General features: G+C 75.3%; 17 protein-coding genes. 6 read left to right on the forward strand and 11 right to left on the reverse strand.

What is annotated here, in order from left to right:
• Window positions 1–6: 6 nt before the first annotated feature.
• On the reverse strand, window positions 7–375 hold the full coding sequence (locus GCU56_RS17590) for a phage holin family protein (RefSeq protein WP_163483027.1): 369 nt from the start codon (window positions 373–375) through the stop codon (window positions 7–9).
• 141 nt (window positions 376–516) lie between these two features.
• Between GCU56_RS17590 and GCU56_RS17595 the strand changes: the two genes are divergently transcribed.
• The 3 genes from GCU56_RS17595 to GCU56_RS17605 all read left to right on the forward strand — a co-directional run bounded on the left by GCU56_RS17595 (window position 517) and on the right by GCU56_RS17605 (window position 3,544).
• Window positions 517–1,701 (forward strand): ATP-binding protein, encoded by a 1,185-nt coding sequence (locus GCU56_RS17595; protein ID WP_163483028.1) that lies wholly within the window; start codon window positions 517–519, stop codon window positions 1,699–1,701.
• Window positions 1,702–1,818: 117 nt separating this feature from the next.
• Entirely contained in the window at window positions 1,819–2,574 is a 756-nt protein-coding gene (locus tag GCU56_RS17600; protein WP_163483029.1) for a ZIP family zinc transporter, read from the forward strand.
• Between the two features lie 43 nt (window positions 2,575–2,617).
• A complete protein-coding gene (locus GCU56_RS17605) occupies window positions 2,618–3,544 on the forward strand; it encodes an alpha/beta fold hydrolase (protein ID WP_163483030.1) in 927 nt (308 codons plus the stop codon).
• Between the two features lie 3 nt (window positions 3,545–3,547).
• On the opposite strand, the gene GCU56_RS17610 is transcribed toward GCU56_RS17605, so the two are convergent.
• Window positions 3,548–5,320: a SpoIIE family protein phosphatase gene (locus GCU56_RS17610; RefSeq protein ID WP_163483031.1), complete on the reverse strand. Its 1,773-nt coding sequence runs from the start codon at window positions 5,318–5,320 to the stop codon at window positions 3,548–3,550.
• Window positions 5,321–5,542: 222 nt separating this feature from the next.
• Between GCU56_RS17610 and GCU56_RS17615 the strand changes: the two genes are divergently transcribed.
• Entirely contained in the window at window positions 5,543–7,252 is a 1,710-nt protein-coding gene (locus tag GCU56_RS17615; RefSeq protein ID WP_345771910.1) for a SpoIIE family protein phosphatase, read from the forward strand.
• 136 nt (window positions 7,253–7,388) lie between these two features.
• Window positions 7,389–7,850 carry an ATP-binding protein gene (locus GCU56_RS17620; RefSeq protein WP_163483032.1) on the forward strand — a complete coding sequence of 154 codons (462 nt, stop codon included), beginning with the start codon at window positions 7,389–7,391 and terminating at the stop codon, window positions 7,848–7,850.
• 144 nt (window positions 7,851–7,994) lie between these two features.
• Here GCU56_RS17620 and GCU56_RS17625 read toward each other — a convergent pair whose 3' ends face one another.
• From GCU56_RS17625 to GCU56_RS17650, 6 genes are read right to left on the reverse strand one after another with little or no spacing between them, the layout of a single operon-like run.
• Window positions 7,995–8,495, reverse strand: coding sequence for a hypothetical protein (locus tag GCU56_RS17625; protein WP_163483033.1), 501 nt, complete (start codon window positions 8,493–8,495; stop codon window positions 7,995–7,997).
• A complete protein-coding gene (locus GCU56_RS17630; RefSeq protein ID WP_163483034.1) occupies window positions 8,492–8,854 on the reverse strand; it encodes a response regulator in 363 nt (120 codons plus the stop codon). The genes GCU56_RS17625 and GCU56_RS17630 overlap by 4 nt, the downstream gene beginning before the upstream one ends.
• A complete protein-coding gene (locus tag GCU56_RS17635) occupies window positions 8,851–9,354 on the reverse strand; it encodes a chemotaxis protein CheX (protein ID WP_163483035.1) in 504 nt (167 codons plus the stop codon). Before GCU56_RS17635 ends, GCU56_RS17630 begins: the two co-directional genes overlap by 4 nt.
• Window positions 9,351–9,734: a response regulator gene (locus GCU56_RS17640; RefSeq protein WP_163483036.1), complete on the reverse strand. Its 384-nt coding sequence runs from the start codon at window positions 9,732–9,734 to the stop codon at window positions 9,351–9,353. The genes GCU56_RS17635 and GCU56_RS17640 overlap by 4 nt, the downstream gene beginning before the upstream one ends.
• 1 nt (window position 9,735) lies before the next feature.
• Window positions 9,736–10,560, reverse strand: a complete 825-nt coding sequence (locus GCU56_RS17645) for a CheR family methyltransferase (protein ID WP_163483037.1) — start codon at window positions 10,558–10,560, stop codon at window positions 9,736–9,738.
• Window positions 10,557–11,681, reverse strand: a complete 1,125-nt coding sequence (locus GCU56_RS17650; protein WP_163483038.1) for a protein-glutamate methylesterase/protein-glutamine glutaminase — start codon at window positions 11,679–11,681, stop codon at window positions 10,557–10,559. The genes GCU56_RS17645 and GCU56_RS17650 overlap by 4 nt, the downstream gene beginning before the upstream one ends.
• A 301-nt stretch (window positions 11,682–11,982) precedes the next feature.
• On the opposite strand from GCU56_RS17650, the gene GCU56_RS17655 reads away from it, so the two are divergent.
• The gene (locus GCU56_RS17655) at window positions 11,983–13,164 is read left to right on the forward strand and encodes a glucose-1-phosphate adenylyltransferase family protein (protein WP_163483039.1); all 1,182 of its coding nucleotides are present in this window, start codon (window positions 11,983–11,985) and stop codon (window positions 13,162–13,164) included.
• Window positions 13,165–13,275: 111 nt separating this feature from the next.
• Here GCU56_RS17655 and GCU56_RS17660 read toward each other — a convergent pair whose 3' ends face one another.
• The 3 genes from GCU56_RS17660 to GCU56_RS17670 all read right to left on the reverse strand — a co-directional run bounded on the left by GCU56_RS17660 (window position 13,276) and on the right by GCU56_RS17670 (window position 17,367).
• Window positions 13,276–14,157 (reverse strand): hypothetical protein, encoded by an 882-nt coding sequence (locus tag GCU56_RS17660; protein WP_163483040.1) that lies wholly within the window; start codon window positions 14,155–14,157, stop codon window positions 13,276–13,278.
• A gap of 302 nt (window positions 14,158–14,459) precedes the next feature.
• Window positions 14,460–14,918: a chemotaxis protein CheW gene (locus GCU56_RS17665; protein WP_163483041.1), complete on the reverse strand. Its 459-nt coding sequence runs from the start codon at window positions 14,916–14,918 to the stop codon at window positions 14,460–14,462.
• Between the two features lies 1 nt (window position 14,919).
• On the reverse strand, window positions 14,920–17,367 hold the full coding sequence (locus GCU56_RS17670) for a chemotaxis protein CheW (RefSeq protein WP_163483042.1): 2,448 nt from the start codon (window positions 17,365–17,367) through the stop codon (window positions 14,920–14,922).
• Window positions 17,368–17,598 lie beyond the last annotated feature (231 nt).

Consider the following 17,598-nt stretch of genomic DNA (forward strand, 5'->3'; position numbering starts at 1 on the left):
CGGCGCTCAGCGCTTCTCGGTCAGCTGGTCGGCGATCCAGCCGCCGACGGCGAGCAGCAGCCCGCCGAGGACGGCGGCACCGAAGCCGTCGACCTGGAGCCGGTCGGTGAGCGCCGCGGTGATGCCGAGCAGCGCCGCGTTGACGACGAGCAGGAACAGGCCCAGCGTCAGCAGCACGAAGGGCAGCGACAGCAGCCGCAGGATCGGCCCGACGACGGCGTTGATCACCGCGAAGATCAGCGCGATCCACAGGTAGGTGCCCGGCTCGCCCAGCGGTCCGTCGGGGTTGGGGATCACCTCGATGCCGTCCAGCAGGTAGGCGACGCCGTAGAAGACGCCGGCCAGGAGGACGACCTTCAGCAGGAACCTGATCACGCGCCCACGCTAGTGCCCGAAGATCACGTTTCCCTGTACGCGCCGCTCCGCCCTCGTCCGCGGTCGTGCTGGCGGGACACGCGCTACCCGGTTCTACGGATGTCTACGCGGGTGGCTAGACGGCGGCATAGCGTGCTCGACATGGACCCCGTGCGGAACCCGTACGCCCCCGGCGCCGGCCAGCGCCCGCCGGAGCTGGCCGGCCGGGACGCCGAGCTCTCGGCCTTCGACGTCGTGCTGGAGCGGATCGCCCACGGCCGCCCCGAGCGCTCGCTGGTGCTCACCGGGCTGCGCGGGGTGGGCAAGACGGTGCTGCTCAACCAGCTGCGCTCGGCGGCGATCGGTCACGGGTGGGGCACCGGCAAGATCGAGGCCCGCCCCGACCAGTCCCTGCGCCGCCCCGTCTCCTCCGCGCTGCACATGGCGCTGCGAGAGCTCCGGCACCCCGACCAGGAGTCGATGGACGCCGTCCTCGGCGTGCTCAAGGCCTTCGCGCTCCGGCAGACGGTCGACGCCAAGGTGCGCGACCGCTGGCAGCCCGGCATCGACGTCGCGGCCACGACCGGGCGCGCGGACTCCGGCGACATGGAGATCGACCTGGTCGAACTGCTCAGCGACGCCGCCGGCCTGGCCGCCGACGTCGGCCGGGGCATCGCGCTGTTCATCGACGAGATGCAGGACGTGCAGGCCGACGACGTCTCGGCGATCTGCGCCGCCTGCCACGAGCTGTCCCAGCAGGGCGCGCCGCTGATCGTCGTCGGCGCGGGACTCCCCCACCTGCCCGCGGTGCTGTCGGCGTCCAAGAGCTACTCCGAGCGGCTGTTCCGCTACCTGCGCATCGACCGGCTCGACCGCGTGGCCGCCGACCGCGCCCTGCTGGCCCCGGCCGAGCGCGAGGACGTCAGCTTCGAGCCCGCCGCCCTCGACGCGCTCTACGCGGCCGCCGACGGCTACCCGTACTTCGTGCAGGCCTACGGGAAGGTCACCTGGGACGTCGCGGCGGCCTCCCCCGTCACGGCCGCCGACGTCGCGATGGCCGCACCGGTCGCCGAGGCCGAGCTGGCCGTCGGCTTCTTCGGCTCCCGCTACGACCGGGCCACCCCGGCCGAGCGGGAGTACATGCACGCGATGGCCGAGCTGGGCGGTCCGCACGGGGCGGCCGTGGCGACGTCGGAGGTGGCGACGTCCCTCGGCCGCAAGCCGGCGTCCCTCTCCCCCGCCCGCGACTCGCTGATCAAGAAGGGGCTGGTCTACTCCGCCGAGCGCGGCCAGATCGCCTTCACCGTCCCCCACTTCGGCCGCTACCTCCTCTCCCACCCCGACTGAGAGAGGACCCCCGGGAGGACGCCGTCCCCCTCCCCGCTCGCGAGCTCGCGGCGAGCCTGTGGACGGGCCGGGCGGGGCCGGGGTTCGGGGACCGTTGCGTCGGGCACCGATCGGCTCGTGCCGGTGGTCGTGGAGGCGGGTCTGTGGGGGCTGCTGGGCGGCGCCGCGCTGGTGCTGGGCGCGCTCGTGGCCTGGTTCGTCCGGGTGCCGCAGACGGTCATCGCCTCGGTGATGGCCTTCGGCTCGGGGGTGCTCATCTCCGCGGTCGCGTTCGACCTGATGACGGAGGCCGCCGACACCGGCGGCCTGCTCCCGGCGGCGATCGGCTTCGTCGGCGGAGCCCTGGCCTACCTGGCGGCCAACGCCGCGCTGGCCCGCCGCGGCGCACGGCACCGCAAGCGCTCGGGGCGCCGTCAGCCCACGGAGGGCGAGCAGGCCGGCAGCGGGGCGGCGATCGCGATCGGCGCGCTGCTGGACGGCATCCCGGAGTCGGTGGTGCTCGGCCTCGGGTTGCTGGGCGGTGGCGGCGTGAGCGCCTCCGTCCTCGCCGCGGTGTTCATCTCCAACGTGCCCGAGGGGCTGTCCTCGGCGGCGGGCATGAAGGCCGGTGGCCGGTCGGCGCGCTACGTGTTCGGCGTCTGGGGCGGCATCGCGGTGGCCAGCGGGCTGGCGGCGCTGGTCGGCTACGCGACGCTCGGCGGGGCGCCCCCGGAGGCGATCGCGGTCATCACCGCCGTCGCGGCCGGCGCGATCCTCACGATGGTGGCCGACACCATGATCCCCGAGGCGTTCGAGCAGACGCGGACGTGGACCGGCGTGATCACCACCCTCGGCTTCCTCGTCGCCTTCGCCGTCGAGCGCGCCGGCTCCTGAGTCCGCGCTGCGCCGGGACCGGTCCCCGGGCAGGGTGGGCGAGGTGACCGACACAGTCCGCGACCCCGTGCAGATCGCCGTCCCGGTCGAGGGCGGTGACCTCGCCGCCTTGCACTGGCCGGCGGACTCCCCGGGCGCGCCGATCGCCGTCCTCGTGCACGGCATCACGGCCAACGCGATGGCGTGGGCGCGGGTGGCCGGCGCGCTCGCCGGGGAGTTCGAGGTGCTCGCGCCCGACCTCCGGGGCCGCGGCGCCTCCGCGGGACTGCCGGGGCCCTACGGCCTGGATGCGCACGCCGCCGACCTCGCCGCCCTCCTGGACCGGTTCGGGGCCGACGCCGACCGCGGCGCCGAAGCCACCGTCGTCGTCGGCCACTCGATGGGTGCCTTCGTCGCCGCGCTGGCGGCCGCCGGGACGGCGCGGGACCGGGTGCACGGCCTGGTGCTCGTCGACGGTGGACCGGCGCTCCCGCAGCCGCCCGGGGCCGACGTCGACGCGATGCTCGCCGCCGTCCTCGGCCCGGCCCTCGACCGGCTGTCCATGACGTTCCCCGACCTGGCCGCGGTGCGGGAGTTCTGGTCACGGCACCCGGCGGTCGGCCCGTGGGTCGACGTCCCCTCGGTGGCCGCCTACCTGGCGCGGGACGTGACCGGGGAGCCGCCCGCGCTGCGCAGCTCCTGCGTCCCGGAGGCGGTCCGGGTGGACGGCGGTGACGTCCTGCTCAACGAGCGGGTCCTGGAGGCCCTCACCGACCTCCCGGTGCCGGCGACCCTGCTGTGGGCGACCCGCGGCACGTTCGACCAGACGCCGGGCCTCTACGACGAGTTCCGGCTGGCCCAGCTCGGGCTGGAACCGGCCGGCATCGCCACGCGGGAGGTGCCGGACACGAACCACTACTCGATCCTGTGGGCCTCCCAGGGCGTCGAGGCGATCTCCGCCGCCGTCCGGGAGGCCGCGGCGGGCGGTTGAGGGTCAGACCGGGCGCCCGGCCACGGGCTGGTGCAGCACCGGGGCGGTGGACGGCGGTCGCTGCCAGCCGACCGGATGGGCGCGGACGGCGAGCACCGCGACGTCGTCCTCGACGCCGTCCCCGAGCATCTCGGCCAGCAATCGGTCGCACAGCGCGTCCAGCGACTCGTCGACGGAGGCGGCCAGCAGCCGGCGCACCCGGTCCCGGCCCTCGTCGAGGGGGACCCCGCGCCGCTCGAAGAGCCCGTCGGTGAACAGCAGCACGGTGCCGCCGTCCGGGACCGGCGCGACGCCGTCGGCCCGTGGGCCGCGCCAGCCGATGCCGAGCGGCGGCCCCACCGGCGCGGACAGGTCGCTCACCGAGCCGTCGGGGCCCAGCAGCAGCGGATCGGGGTGACCGGCCGAGGACCAGCGCAGCCGGCGCCGCCCCGCCGCCCGGTCGGCCGGCGTCTGCTCGATCCGGCAGACCAGCGCCGTCGCCATGGTGGGCACCGAGAGGCCCACGAGGGCGTGGTCGACCCGGCGCAGCACACCGGCCGGTTCCTCCAGCCGGTCGAAGGCGATCGCGCGGACCAGGGTCTTGACCTGGCCCATCGCCGCGGCCGCCTCGATGTCGTGGCCCATGACGTCGCCGATGACGACGACGGTGTCCCCGTCGGGCTGGAGGAACGAGTCGTACCAGTCGCCGCCGATGGCCACGCCGCGGGTCGCCGCCCGGTAGCGCACCGCCAGCTCGAGGCGGTCGGGCTGGACCGGCGGGGAGAGCAGGCTCAGCTGCAGCCGTTCGGCGACCTGCTGGTTGGCCGCGGCCAGCCGGGCGTTGTCCAGCGCGAGCGCGGCCCGCCGGGACGCGATCTCCGCCGTCCTGAGCTCGGCCTCGGTGTGCGGGCCCCGTTCGGGGCCGTTGACCAGTGTCAGCGCGCCGAACTGCTCCCCGCGCGCCAGCAGCGGGAACGTGGCCACCGCCGCCGGGCGCAGCGACTCGAGGACCTGACGGGTGGCCGGGTCGGCGACCATCTGGTCGAGGTGCGCGGCGGTCAGCTCGCCGATGACCACCGGCTTGCCGCTGCGCAAGGCGGTGGGCACCGGGGCGCTGACGTCGTTGGTGCGCACCCGCGCGTCGGCGTAGCGGTGCATGACGCCCACCATCGCGGGGTCCCGGTGCGCGCGACCGACGTCCCGGCGGGTGCCGTCGGGGTCGACGACGCTGACCACGCACCAGTCGGCCAGCGTGGGGACGACGAGCTGGGCGAACCGGCCGACGGCCTCGTCCACGTCGACGGTGGACGTCATCGCCAGGTTGATGTCGCCCAGCAGCATGAGGTGCCGACCGGCCCGCTCGGCGTTCGCCGCGGCCACCGCAGCTGCCGAGGCCGCCTCCTCGCGGGCGGCGACCGCGGTGGCGCGGTCGTCCTCGACCTGCCGCCGGGCGGTCACGTCGTCGTAGCTGACCACCAGACCCGCGTCGGTGAGGAAGGCGTCGGCCCGGAACCACCGGTCGAGGGGGGTGAAGAACGCCTCGGTGCTGCCGGACTCCCCCGTCGCCCGCACCCGCCGGTAGAGGGCCTCGAACGGGCCGCCGAGGGCCTCGGGGAACTCCGCCCACACCTCCCGGCCGAGCAGCCCCGCCACGGTGCGGCCCAGCACCGCGGCGCCCGCCGGGTTGATGTAGCGGAACCGCCAGTCGTCGTCGAGGACGAACAGCGGGCGGTCCATGCCCTCCACGGCCTGCACGAGCAGGTCGTGGAGCGGTGCGCCCGTGGCGTCCCCGGTCATGCTGATCACTCTGCCTCATCGCCGGCGCGCCCCCGAGCCCCGCGGACGGGGCACCCCGGATCGGACGACGCGCCGGTCGGCCGCCGGCTCGTGGCGCGGCTCCTTGGCAGCGCCCGCCCCCCGCTGCCACGATCCGCACGATCCTCCCCGGTCCCGGTCCGATGACGGGAGGAGCGCTCCAGCAGAGGGGCGTCACGCGCACCGGACGAAGGGGTGTTCGGCGTGGAGGACCGGCGAGCCGACCCGCAACCCCCGCAGTGGCCCGCCCCGGCGGCCGCTGCACCGCCCGCCGGTGCACCGGCCGACGGTGGGCTGGCCGCCGAGGTGCTCATGACGATGCCCACGGCGCTGGTGTGCCTCGACGTCGCCGAGCGGGTCGCCAGTGCCAACGGGGCGGCTGCGCGGTTGCTCGGCCGGCCGGCGAGCGGGCTGGTCGGCCTGCCGGTGGACGACGTCCTCCCGGCCGGGATGGGCGTCACCGTCCGGGCCGCCTGCCGGGAGGCCCTGCGCACCGGCGGGCAGGTCACCGCGGAGATCCCGTCACCGGGAGTGGGCGGGGGCTGGCTCGAGCTGCAGGCCTGGCGCGGCCCGGTCGGAGCGGCGTTCACCCTCGTCGACGTCACCGCCCGCCGCCGGGCGCAGGAGGCCGCCGAGCGCGCCCGCCGCGACGCCGACCGGGCCGGTGACCTGATGGCCCTGCTCGCCACGGTGACCGACGAGCTCTCCGGAGCACTGGACGGCGAGACGGCACTGCGCCGGCTGGCCCGGCTGGTGGTGCCCGGGCTGGCCGACGCCTGCATCGTCACCGTCATCGACCGGGACGGACGGCCCCGTGACGTGAGCTCGTGGCACACCGACCCGGCCCGCCGGGAGCTGCTCGCCCGGTACGCGCAGGTGCGGCTGGACACGCTGCCGGCGGCTTCCCCGGTCGCCCGCGCCCTCCGGGACGGTACGGCGGCGCGGGAGTCGGCCGAGGCGGTGCTGGGGCTGATGGCACCGGGCCCCGCCCGGGACCTGCTGTCCGCCCTGGGCCCGGAGTCGGCGGTGGTGCTGCCGCTGACCGCCGAGCACCGCCCCGTCGGCGTCCTCACCCTCTACCTGGACCCGGGGCGGACCCACTCCGCGGAGGACCTCGCCGCCGCTCGGCAGATCGCCGTCCAGGCCGGTCGGGCCGTCGACCGCGTGCACCGGCAGAGCCAGGTGGCGCGGTTGGTCGAGGGACTGCAGCGCAGCCTGCTGACCGATCCCCCGGCCATCGACCGCGCCCGGGTCGTGGTGCGCTACGTCCCGGCCGCCGAGGCCGTCCGCGTCGGCGGCGACTGGTACGACGCCTTCCTGCACCCCGACGGGGACCCGGTGGTGGTGATCGGGGACGTCGCCGGGCACGACTCCGAGGCGGCCGCGGAGATGGGCCAGCTGCGCGGGTTGCTGCGCGGCATCGCCCACCACGGCGGCGGGGGGCCGGCCGACGTCCTCCGCGGGCTGGACGCCGCGATGGCGCACATGCACCCCGACACGATGGCCACCGCCACCATCGCCCGGCTCGAGCGCGGGGGCACGGTGCTCCGGTGGGCCAACGCCGGGCACCCGCCGCCGGTCGTGGTCACCGCCGACGGCACGGTGACGGTGCTGGCCCGCGGCCTCGGCGACCTGCTGCTCGGGGTGGACCCGGCCACCGAGCGCCGCGAGTTCACCGCGCCGCTGCCGCCGGGGGCCACCGTGCTGCTCTACACCGACGGGCTGGTGGAGCGGCGCGACAGCGGGGTGGACGAGGGCCTGGAGCGGCTGCAGCGGCACCTCGCGGAGCTCGCCGGGTCGCCGCTGGACCGGCTGTGCGACGAGCTGCTGGCGCGGATGCTGCCCGGCACGCCGGAGGACGACGTCGCCCTGCTGGCCGTCTGCCTCCAACCGGCCGACGAGGACGCCGGCTGACCAGGGGACGCGCCGACCGGGTGCCGAGACCCTCGTCACTCCCCGGGGGCGGAAACGCCCCGAACACGGTTGAGCACCGGACCCGGTGGGCACCTCAGTCCTCGACCGGAGGACAGCCACGACGGAGTGAGGGCAAGTGGGTCGACTCGCGTGGCCGGTGCGGCCACTACCGGACGGCCGGGGCGAGGTGTGGCGCTGGGACCTCGGGGCCGTTGCCGAGCTCCCCGGCGCCCGCGCCGACCTCCGTGCCCGCCTCGACGGCGTCGGCTTGGGGGCGGGCGGTGACGAGGACCAGGCCGCCGACCGGCTGATCCTCGCGTTCGACGAGCTGGCGTCCAACGCCCTGCGGCACGGTCGGTCGCCCGTGTCGGCGACCGTGGTGGCCGGCAGTGGCGGCTGGCTGCTCGACGTCAGCGACAGGGACCCGCACACGATGCCCGCCCCCGCGGTCGACCGCGACCCCGCCCAGGGGGGCATGGGGCTCTACCTGGTGGCCCGCCTGTCGGTCGCGCACGGCTGGTACGTGGACGGCTCCTGCAAGCACGTCTGGGCCTGCCTGCCCGCGGCCCAGGACGTCAGCCACCCCGCGGTCGCCTGAGCCGGCGCCCGGACCCGCGCACGACGACGGCCCCGGGGCGGATGCCCCGGGGCCGTCGTGGTCGTGCGCCCGGGACGGCGGGAACGGGTGGTCCGGCGCCGTCCCGGGGCAGTTCGGCCGGCGCGGGCGAGCCGCGCCGTCGGGTCAGGCGGTGACCCCGCCCGAGGGGATGACCAGCGAGAGCGCGCCCTTGCCGTAGCCGGGCACGTCGACCGCCAGGTCGATCCGGTTGAACGCGGCCGCCATCTCGACGAGGTCGGCCGGCAGGTCGTCGCCCGGGGCGTAGAGCTTGTACAGCTTGGAGTGCGGGGCCCCCGGCACGTTGAACAGTGCCGAGAGGACGTTCACGACCTCGTGCAGCGCCTCGGTGAGCATGGCGGTCAGCTCGCCGTCCTCCTCGACCGCGTCCTGGACACCGCCGGGGGGCAGCATGGCCAGCGCGCCACCGGTCCACGCCGACAGCGGCAGGTCCATGACGCAGAGCGCGTTGACCGCCAGGTGCGGGTCGACGTACACGGCCACGGACACCGGCCGCTCCTCCCCCGGCGTCACCGGCGCGCCGGGGTTCACCGACACCGGCTTGCCGAGCAGGCCCACGAGCATCTCGCGGACGTCCTTGGCCGCGGGCAGCACCAGGGTGGTCATGCGATCACCCCGTCCAGGTGCTCGCTGAAGGTGTCGGCGGTGAAGGGCTTGGCGATGAGGAACAGCGCGCCGGCGTCGGCGGCCTTCTCCCGCATCTCCGGGGAGCCCTCCGAGGTGACGAACCCGAACGGGACACCGGACCCGGCCGAGCGCAGCGCCTGGAGGCACTCCAGGCCGGTCATGTTCGGCATGTTCCAGTCGGACAGCACCAGGTCCGGGCTCTCGGCCTGGACCTTGTCGTAGGCGTCGCGGCCGTCCTCGGCCTCGACGATGTCGTGGTCGTCGTAACCGGCCTGCCGCAGCGTGCGGATGACGATCTGCCGCATGACGCGGCTGTCGTCGGCGACCAGGATCTTCACAGTGGCACTCCGTTTCCGTACGAGGGGTCCGCGTTCACGGCGTCCAGGACGGCGCCCTGGACGGAGATGGTCAGCGGCTGGCCACGCCACAGGGCGTCGACGCGGCAGGTGTCGGCCGACGCGACGGCGCGCGGCGCGACCCCGACCTCGGGCAGGCCGAGGGCGGACGGTCCGGGGAGGACGGCCTTGACGTTGCCGCCCACCACGTTGGCGAGCTCACCGAGGGCGTCGGCGACGTCCTCGTCGTCGAGGACCGCGGGCGCGTGCTCACGCAGCAGCGCGCGGGTCAGCTGCTCGGCGGTCTCGCGCCCGCAGGTCAGGACGACGCTGCCGGTCCACGGGCCGACGACGGCGACCCAGGCGCTGAGCGTGTCGGCCGGCAGCTCGCCGGGCAGGGGGACGAGGACCTCGTCCTCCCCGACGAGCGCCGTCCACGCCTGGTCGGCGATCTCCTGGACGATCGCCTCGTCGAGCAGCTCGGTGATGGCGGGCGAGGTCACAGCGCCATCTCCTGGGGGAGCAGGCCGAGCAGGGCGATCTTGTCGCGGATGGCGTCGGCGGTGAACGGCTTGATGACGTACTCGTGCGCGCCGGCGGCCAGGGCGCGCACGATCTGCCCGTGCTCGCCCTCGGAGGTGACCATCATCAGCGTCACCGCGCGCCAGCCTGGGTTGGACCGGACGGCGGAGACGAACTGCAGCCCGTCCATGACCGGCATGTTCCAGTCGATCGTGCACAGCTCGGGCACCCAGCCCTCGTGCAGCACGTCGAGCGCCTCCTGACCGTGACCGGCCTGGCGGGTCTCGAACCCGAAGCCCTCGAGGGTCCCGCTCACGATGCGCCGCATGGCGCGTGAGTCGTCGATCACCAGAGCACGCACGTCAGGCCCCCTTCAGCGGGCGGTAGGCGGAGCAGCGGCCGATGACGACCCGCTCCCAGGAGTCGTCGACGCCGAGGGTGGTCTCCGCGGCGCCGAGGAAGAGCCAGCCGTCGGGGCGCATCAGCGCGCGGACCCGGCGGAGGATCGCCTGCTTCGTCGGCAGGTCGAAGTAGATGAGGACGTTGCGCAGGTACACCACGTCGAACGGCCCGATCCGGGGGAGTGGAGCGGCGAGGTTGCACTCACTGGCGCTGACCATCCGGCGCAGCGTCGGCGCGACCTCCCACTCGGTGCCCGCCCGCGTGAAGTGGCGGACCAGCATGGGGGCGGGCAGCCCGCGGTTGACCTCGAGCTGGCTGAACCGGCCGGCGCGGGTGCGCTGCACCATCTCGCGGGAGAGGTCGGTCGCGGTGATCGAGACGCGCGTCCCGGCGTTGGGCATCGCGTCCTCGAGCAGCATCGCGATCGTGTACGGCTCCTGCCCGCTGGAACAGGCGGCCGACCAGATGTGCAGCCGCTCCACCGGTCCGCGGGCCGACAGCAGGGCGGGCAGCACCGTCGAGGTGAGTGCGGTGAACGGGTCGCCGTCCCGGAACCACGACGTCTCGTTGGTGGTGAGCGCCTCGACGATGCGCCGGGTCGACTCCGGACTCGGCCGGGTCCGCACGGAGTCCACGAACTGGCCGACGTCGGGCAGCCCCATCTGCCGGGCGATCGGCAGCAGCCGTGCCTCGACCAGGTACTCCTTGCCGGGGGCGAGCACGATCGCGCTCTCCCGGTGGACCAGTTGACGGACCCAGTCGAAACCGGTGGCGGTGAGAGTCATCGCCGGCCTCCGGCGGTAGCCGGGACGAGGGGAGCGGTGCGCGGCGGAGCCAGCCGCCGGGAGATCGCCTCGACGATCCGGTCCAGCGGCAGCACCTCGTCGGCGAGGCCGGCACCGGCGACCGCGCCGGGCATGCCCCACACCACCGAGGTGGCCTGGTCCTGGACGACGACGGCGCCGCCGGCCTCCCGGATGCGCCCGGCGCCCGACCGGCCGTCGGCGCCCATGCCGGTCAGCACGACGCCGAGGACGGCGCCGTCGAACGCGTCGACCGCGGAGCGGAACAGCGGGTCGACCGCGGGCCGGCAGAAGTTCTCCGGCGGACCCTGGCTGAGGGCGGTGTGCAGCCCGCGGGCGGTGCTGCGGATGGTCAGGTGGTGGTCGCCGGGAGCGAGGTGCACCGTGCCGGGGGCCAGCGGTGTCCCGTCGACGGCCTCCATGACGCGGAGGCCGCACAGCCGGTCCAGCCGCTGGGCGAACTGCCGGGTGAAGACCGGGGGCATGTGCTGGACCAGCAGGACCGGCACCGGCAGGGTGGCCGGCAGCGCCGGGAGCACCTTGGCCAGCGCCTCGGGGCCGCCGGTCGACGAGCCGATCACCAGGACGGCGGGCTGCTTCACCGCGCCCACGCGGGGCGCCGGGGGGCGCACCCGGGCCGGGGCGGGCGCCGCGGCGCGCGCCGGGCCGAGGCCGACCGGGCGCCCGGTGAGTGCCTTGATCTTGGGGATGAGCTGTTCGCGGACGCTCTCCATCGACTGCGCGACGCTGCCGACGTTGGCCGGCTTCGTGACGTAGTCGTTCGCGCCGGCAGACAGCGCGTCCAGCGTCGCCGCCGCACCGCGCTCGGTCAGCGTGCTGAACATGATGATCGGCACGCGGCTGCGTGCCGGGCCACCGGCGCCCTTGCGGATGGCCCGCACCGCCTCGATGCCGTTCATCTCCGGCATCTCGATGTCCATGGTGACCAGGTCGGGCTTGAGCTGCTCGAGCTTGCCGACGGCGATCCGCCCGTTGACCGCGGTGCCGACGACCTCGATCGCCGGGTCCGCGGAGAGGACGTCGGTGACGATCTTGCGGACGACGACGGAGTCGTCGACGACCATCACCCGGATCGGGTCCATGCGTCCTCCAGTCCTGTGGGTCCGCCCACCGGGGTGGTCCTCGGGTCGGCAGCCGGCCGTCGGCGTCCCGCGGGTCGCGGTGCCACCAGGAGTCCGGCGGCCGCGAGGGGCGGTGCCTGTCCCCGGAGTTCTCGGCTCCGCGCCACCGGTGCTTGAGCCGATCGGCGAGAATTCCCGCTCCTCTTCCGGCGATCATGAATGGCGGTCGGCGACCATTCCCGGTCCCTTGTCGACACGTTCCCCGTGGCACGAGGGGTCACCGGCGGGGTGGACCGGCGCCGGCGGGGGTAGGCCCGGGGACATGGCTCTCCCCCGTGTCCTCGTCCTCGTCCTCGCCGGTGGCGCGGGCGGCCGCCTGGAGCTGCTGACCGAGCAGCGCGCCAAGCCGGCCGTCCCGTTCGCGGGGGTGTACCGGCTGATCGACTTCCCGCTGAGCAACTGCCAGCACTCGCAGATCGCCGACGTGTGGGTGTCGGTGCAGTTCCACCCGACGTCGCTGTCCCAGCACCTGGCCAACGGCCGGCCCTGGGACCTCGACCGCACCCACGGCGGCCTGCTGATGCTCCCGCCCTACCGGGGCACCGAGCGGCAGGGCTGGGTGTCGGGCACCGCCGACTCGCTCTGGCGGTACGCCCCGCTGGTCCGCGACGCCGCGGTCGACGCGCTCGTCGTCGTCAGTTCCGACGCCGTCTACGAGCTGGACTACCGCGAGGTGGTCGACGCCCACCTCGGCTCGGGCGCGGAGGTCACGATGGTCACCACGGAGGTCGCGGCGGACGACGCCCCCCGCTACGGGATCGTCGAGGTCGGCGACGGCGGCCGGGTCCGGGACTACGCCTACAAGCCCGACGAACCGCGGACCACCACCGCCACCAACGAGGTGTTCGTCTTCTCCCCGGGCCCCACGCTGGACCGCCTGGAGGCGCTGGCCGGCGAGCTCGGCGAGGCCGGCGTGGAGGACCTCGGCAGCCACCTGCTGCCCGCGCAGGCCGCCGACGGGCTGGCCCGCGCGTACCCGCTGAGCGGGTACTGGCGCGACGTCGGCACCATCCCGGCGTACTGGGCCGCGCACCGGGACTTCCTGTCCGCCGACCCGCCCCTGGATCTCGACGACCCGCGGTGGGCGGTGCACACCCGCGGCGGACGGCACAGCGCAGCCCGGATGCTCCCCGGGGCGGAGGTCGACGGCAGCCTGGTCTCCGGCGGCACCCGGGTGGCCGGCCGGGTCAGCGGCTCGGTGCTCTCCCCCGGCGTCGTGGTGGAGGCCGGTGCCACGGTCGTGGACTCGGTGCTGCTGCCGGGGGCCCGCGTGCGGGCCGGGGCGACGGTGACCCGCGCCGTCCTCGACGACCGGGTGGACGTGGGGGAGCGGGCCACGGTCGGCGGGGACGGCGACATCACCCTCGTCGGCCGCGAGGCCGCCGTGGCCGCCGGCAGCGAGGTCGCCGCCGGCGCCCGGCTGCCCGACCCCGAGGAGGAGTAGGCCTCAGCGGTGCGGCCCGCTCCCCGCCGTGATCACGGGGTCGTTGCCGGTTCCAGCGGCGTGTCCGCGCGGGCGCCGTGTCCGCGCGGGTCGCCCGCGACGAGCCCGTGATCAACCGCGGGGAGCGCCCAGCACGGCCAGCGAGTCGGCGCCGAGCAGGTCGCCCATGACGATCCCCTGCACGCACCCGGCGACCGCGTTCCAGACGCCCGCGGCACCGTCGTGGGCGTCGAAGCCACCGTCGAGGAAGGCCTGGACGGCGAGCAGCTGGGCGGTGGCCAGGGCGCGGGTCCGGCCGGAGACGTGCGCGGCCCACGACGCCTCGTGCATCGCCGTGGCCCACGGCCGGCGGGCGGCCCGGCCCTCGTCGACCGCCACCCGCCACCGGTCGCGGCCGGGGCCGTCGAGGCCGCGGATGCCGGCGAGCAGGTCGGTCAGCGCACCGGTGGCGGGGCCGAGGTCGAGGGCCGGGGCGGGCACCATCCCGGCCGCGGTGGCGACGGCGAACGGGCCGGTGAGCTGCCGGCGGACCAGCGGGGGCAGCACCGCGGCGGCCCAGGACCCCACGGCCGCGTCGGCGAGTACGTCGGCCGCCGCGGCCAGCGTGTCCTCGTCGACCAGCGCCACGGCGGGGTGCTCGGCGCCCAGCACGTCCTCGCGGAGCACCCGCTCGACGGCGGCGGCGTCCCCGATCGTGCTGCGCTCCAGCTGGGCGACCAGCACGGCGGCGCGGTCGGTCCCGGGCAGCCCCGTGCCGGCGGTGCGCACGTGCGGGACGGCGGCGGCCAGCTCGCGGGCCCGCCGGGACCGGACGGCCAGCGTCGCTCGGTCGTCGCGGTCGCGACCCACCGCGGGGTGCACGGAGGCCAGCGCGCTGAGGGCCGGGGCGTCGGCGGCGAGCCCGGCGAGGAGGGCGTCGGCGACGGCGGCACCGGCGGGCAGCCGGACCAGGTCGAAACCGAGAGTGGCGGCACTGACCAGCGAGTAGGGCACGACAGCGCCTCCCGTTCACGTCCCCCGAGGTGAGGTCAGACCATGCTGACCGTGATCACGGGGCAGCGCCACGTGACCGTCACCCGTTCGCTGGAGGGCACTGCGCCCCCACCTGCGTGTCCGGCGTGCTCGTGTCAGCGGAGCGTCGCTCTGCGTGACCGTCATCGGGGGACGGACGCGCGTCGGCCCCCGGCTCGGCGCCTCGCGAGGAGGGCCGGGACGGGGGCCGAAGGGGGGGCGCGGCCGCCGGGGGAGTCCGGCCGCACCGAGGGGCAGGGAGAGCCGTCTCCGCCCCTCGCGCTTCAGGCGGAGACCGCCTTGTGCACGTCGAGGGCGAGCAGCAGTTGGCCGCGCAGCTTGAACGCCCCGCGGATCAGCTCCCGGGCCGATCCGTCGAGGGTGTCCGGCGGCGCCTCGAAGTCGCTCGGGTCGACGTCCACGACGTCGGCGATGGCGTCGACCAGGAGGCTGACGGCCTCCCCGTGCAGGCGGACGACGATCACCACCGCGTCGGTGCCCTCGGGGCGCGGCGGCCGGCCCAGCCGCTCGCGCAGCTCGATCGCGGTCACCACCTGCCCGCGCAGGTTGATCAGGCCGGCCACGGCGGTGGGCGCCAGCGGCACCCGGGTGAGCCCCTGGCTGCGCAGCACCTCCTGCACGTGCGCCACCTCGACGCCGTAGAGGTCGCCGTCCAGCCAGAAGGTCGCCAGCTGGCCGCCGATGACCGGAGCGGCCTCGTCGACCGGGGGAGCGAGGGTCATGTCAGACCTCCAGGAGGGGGGCCGGGACGCCAGCGGGCGTCGTGGGCAGGGGAGCCGAGTAGAACGCCGGGTCGGCCGCGAGGATCGCCGCCCGGACGTCGAGCAGCTCGGTGACCTTGTCGCCGAGCACGGCCGAGCCGAGCAGCCCCAGGTCGTCGATGTCGCTGCGGACCGCCGCCTCGCCGTCGACGATGTCGAGGATCTCCTCCACCACGATGGCGACGCTGCGGCCGTGGTCGCTGTAGACGATGACCTCCAGGACCTCGCGGTCGCTCTCGCCGTAGGCGCCCAGGTGCCGGTCGAGTCGCACGATGGGCAGGATCGCCCCGCGGTACTGCACGACCTCCCGGTTGCCGACCCGCTCCACCGACTCGGTGCGGACCTGCTCGAGACGGGTGACGGTGTCCAGCGGGATGGCGACCCGCCGCCCGCCGCCGATGGAGGCCAGCAGCATCCGCTGCCGCTCGGTCTCCGACGCCGAGGCCAGGGCGGCGCCCTCGCGGGCGTCCTGGCGGTCGGTGGTCTCGGTGCGCAGCGCGCGGCGGGCGAGGGCCTGCACGTCGAGGATCAGCGCGACGGCGCCGTCCCCGAGGACGGTCGCGCCGGAGTACAGCCCGATCGCCTTGAGCTGGCCCCCGACGGCCTTGACGACGATCTCCTCGGTGTTGATCACCCGGTCGACCACCAGGCCGAAGCGGCGGCCCTCCGAGCGGAGGACGGCGATGACGACGTGGCCGTCGTGCCGGTCGGAGGTCAGGCCGAGGACGTCGGTGAGCCGGACCAGCGGGAGCAGCTCCCCACGCAACCGGTAGACCGGCGCGCCGCCGACCTCCTCGACCGCGGTGGCGGCCTTCTCGGCGTCGAGGGCCACGAGCTCCTGCAGGCTGATCTGCGGGATGGCGTAGCGGTCACCGGCGCACTCCACGGTCAGCGCCGGGACGATCGCCAGGGTCAGCGGGATGCGCAGCCGGCAGACGGTGCCCCGGCCGGGGACCGACTCGACCTCGATGGTGCCGCCGATCGACTCGATGTTGGTCTTGACGACGTCCATGCCCACACCGCGGCCGGACACGTTGGTGACCGCGGCGGCGGTGGAGAAGCCGGGCAGGAAGATCAACTGCAGGACGTCCTGCGGGCTCATCCGGCTCAGCGCGTCGGGCGAGACCAGCCCGCGCTCGACGGCCTTGGCGCCGATCCGGGCCGGGTCGATGCCCGCGCCGTCGTCGGCCACCTCGACCACGACCTGGCCGCTCTCGTGCTTCGCCCGCAGGGTCAGCACGCCCTCGGCGGCCTTGCCCGCCCCCGTGCGGGTCGCCGGCGCCTCGATGCCGTGGTCCACGGAGTTCCGAACCAGGTGGGTCAACGGGTCCTTGACCGCCTCGAGCAGGGTCTTGTCGAGCTCGGTCTCCCGGCCCTCCATCTCCAGCCGGACGGACTTCCCGCACTGCATGCCCAGGTCGCGGACGACGCGCGGCAGCTTGGACCAGATGTGGTCGATCGGCTGCATGCGCGTCTTCATGACGCCCTCCTGCAGCTCGCTGGCGATCAGGTTCAGCCGCTGGGAGGCACGCAGCAGGTCGGTGTCGTTGGAGCGCCCGACGTACTGGACGATCTGGTTGCGCGTCAGCACCAGCTCACCGACCAGCAGCATCAGCTCGTCGAGCAGGTCGACGTCCACCCGGATGGTGCTGTCGGCGACCGCGCGGCGGGTCTGGCCGCCGGCACCCTCGGCGGCAGGGGCGCCGTCGGACTCGGCCGACTCGACGATCGGCTCGGACCGGGGAGAGGGCAGCACGGGGGACACGGGTGCGGGCACCTCCGCGATCGGGGCCGGCACCGGGACGGCCGGGCTCGGGACGAGGGCCTCGGCGACCGGGACGGCAGCCGCGGCCGCCTTCGCCGCCGGCGCCTTGCGGGCGGGGGCCTTCCGCGGGGTGGGCGCGGCGGCCGGGGACGCCACCGCTGCCGCGGGCCTCGCGGCGGCCTTGCGGCTGCGCGCCGGCTTGGGGGCGACGGTGACCTCGGCGGCCGGCTCCACCGGGGCCGGGGCGGTGGCCGCCGGCTGGTCCTCCATCGCCGCGCTGATCGCGGCGACGACCGCGGACACGTCGACGTTGCCCTCGCCGCCGTTGGCCTCGATGGAGGCCAGCAGCGAGCGGACGCAGTCGACCATCTCGAGCAGGGCGTCGGTCCGCTGCGGGGTCAGGTCCAGCGCGCCGTCCCGCAGCCGGGAGAGCATGTTCTCCCCGATGTGGGTGACCTCCTCCAGGCGGTGGAACGCCAGGAAGCCGCTGGTCCCCTTGATCGTGTGGATCGTGCGGAAGATGCTCGACAGCCGCTCGCGGGAGTCGGGCTCCTGCTCGAGGGCGACCAGGTCGGTGTCCAGCTGGTCGAGGTTCTCATGACTCTCGACGAGGAACTCCTCGACGATGTCGTCCAGACCGTCCACGTTGCTCTTCTCTCTCGTCCTCCACGCAGCGCGCGCTTCGGAGGGGTCATCGGCGGGCGGGGCCGGGAAGTCAAGCCCAACGGGTCGGCCGGCGTCGGGCCGGGCGCGGGGCCGGACCGGGGCCGGGCCGTGGTCGGTCCGGCCCCGGTGACCGGTCAGTAGGTGAAGTTGCCGACCGTGGTGCGCAGGTCCGCGGCCATCCGGGACAGCTCGTCCACGGCGGTGCGGGTC

The sequence above is a fragment of the Geodermatophilus sabuli genome (assembly GCF_010686765.1).
In the GTDB taxonomy this organism is placed as follows: domain Bacteria; phylum Actinomycetota; class Actinomycetes; order Mycobacteriales; family Geodermatophilaceae; genus Geodermatophilus; species Geodermatophilus sabuli_A.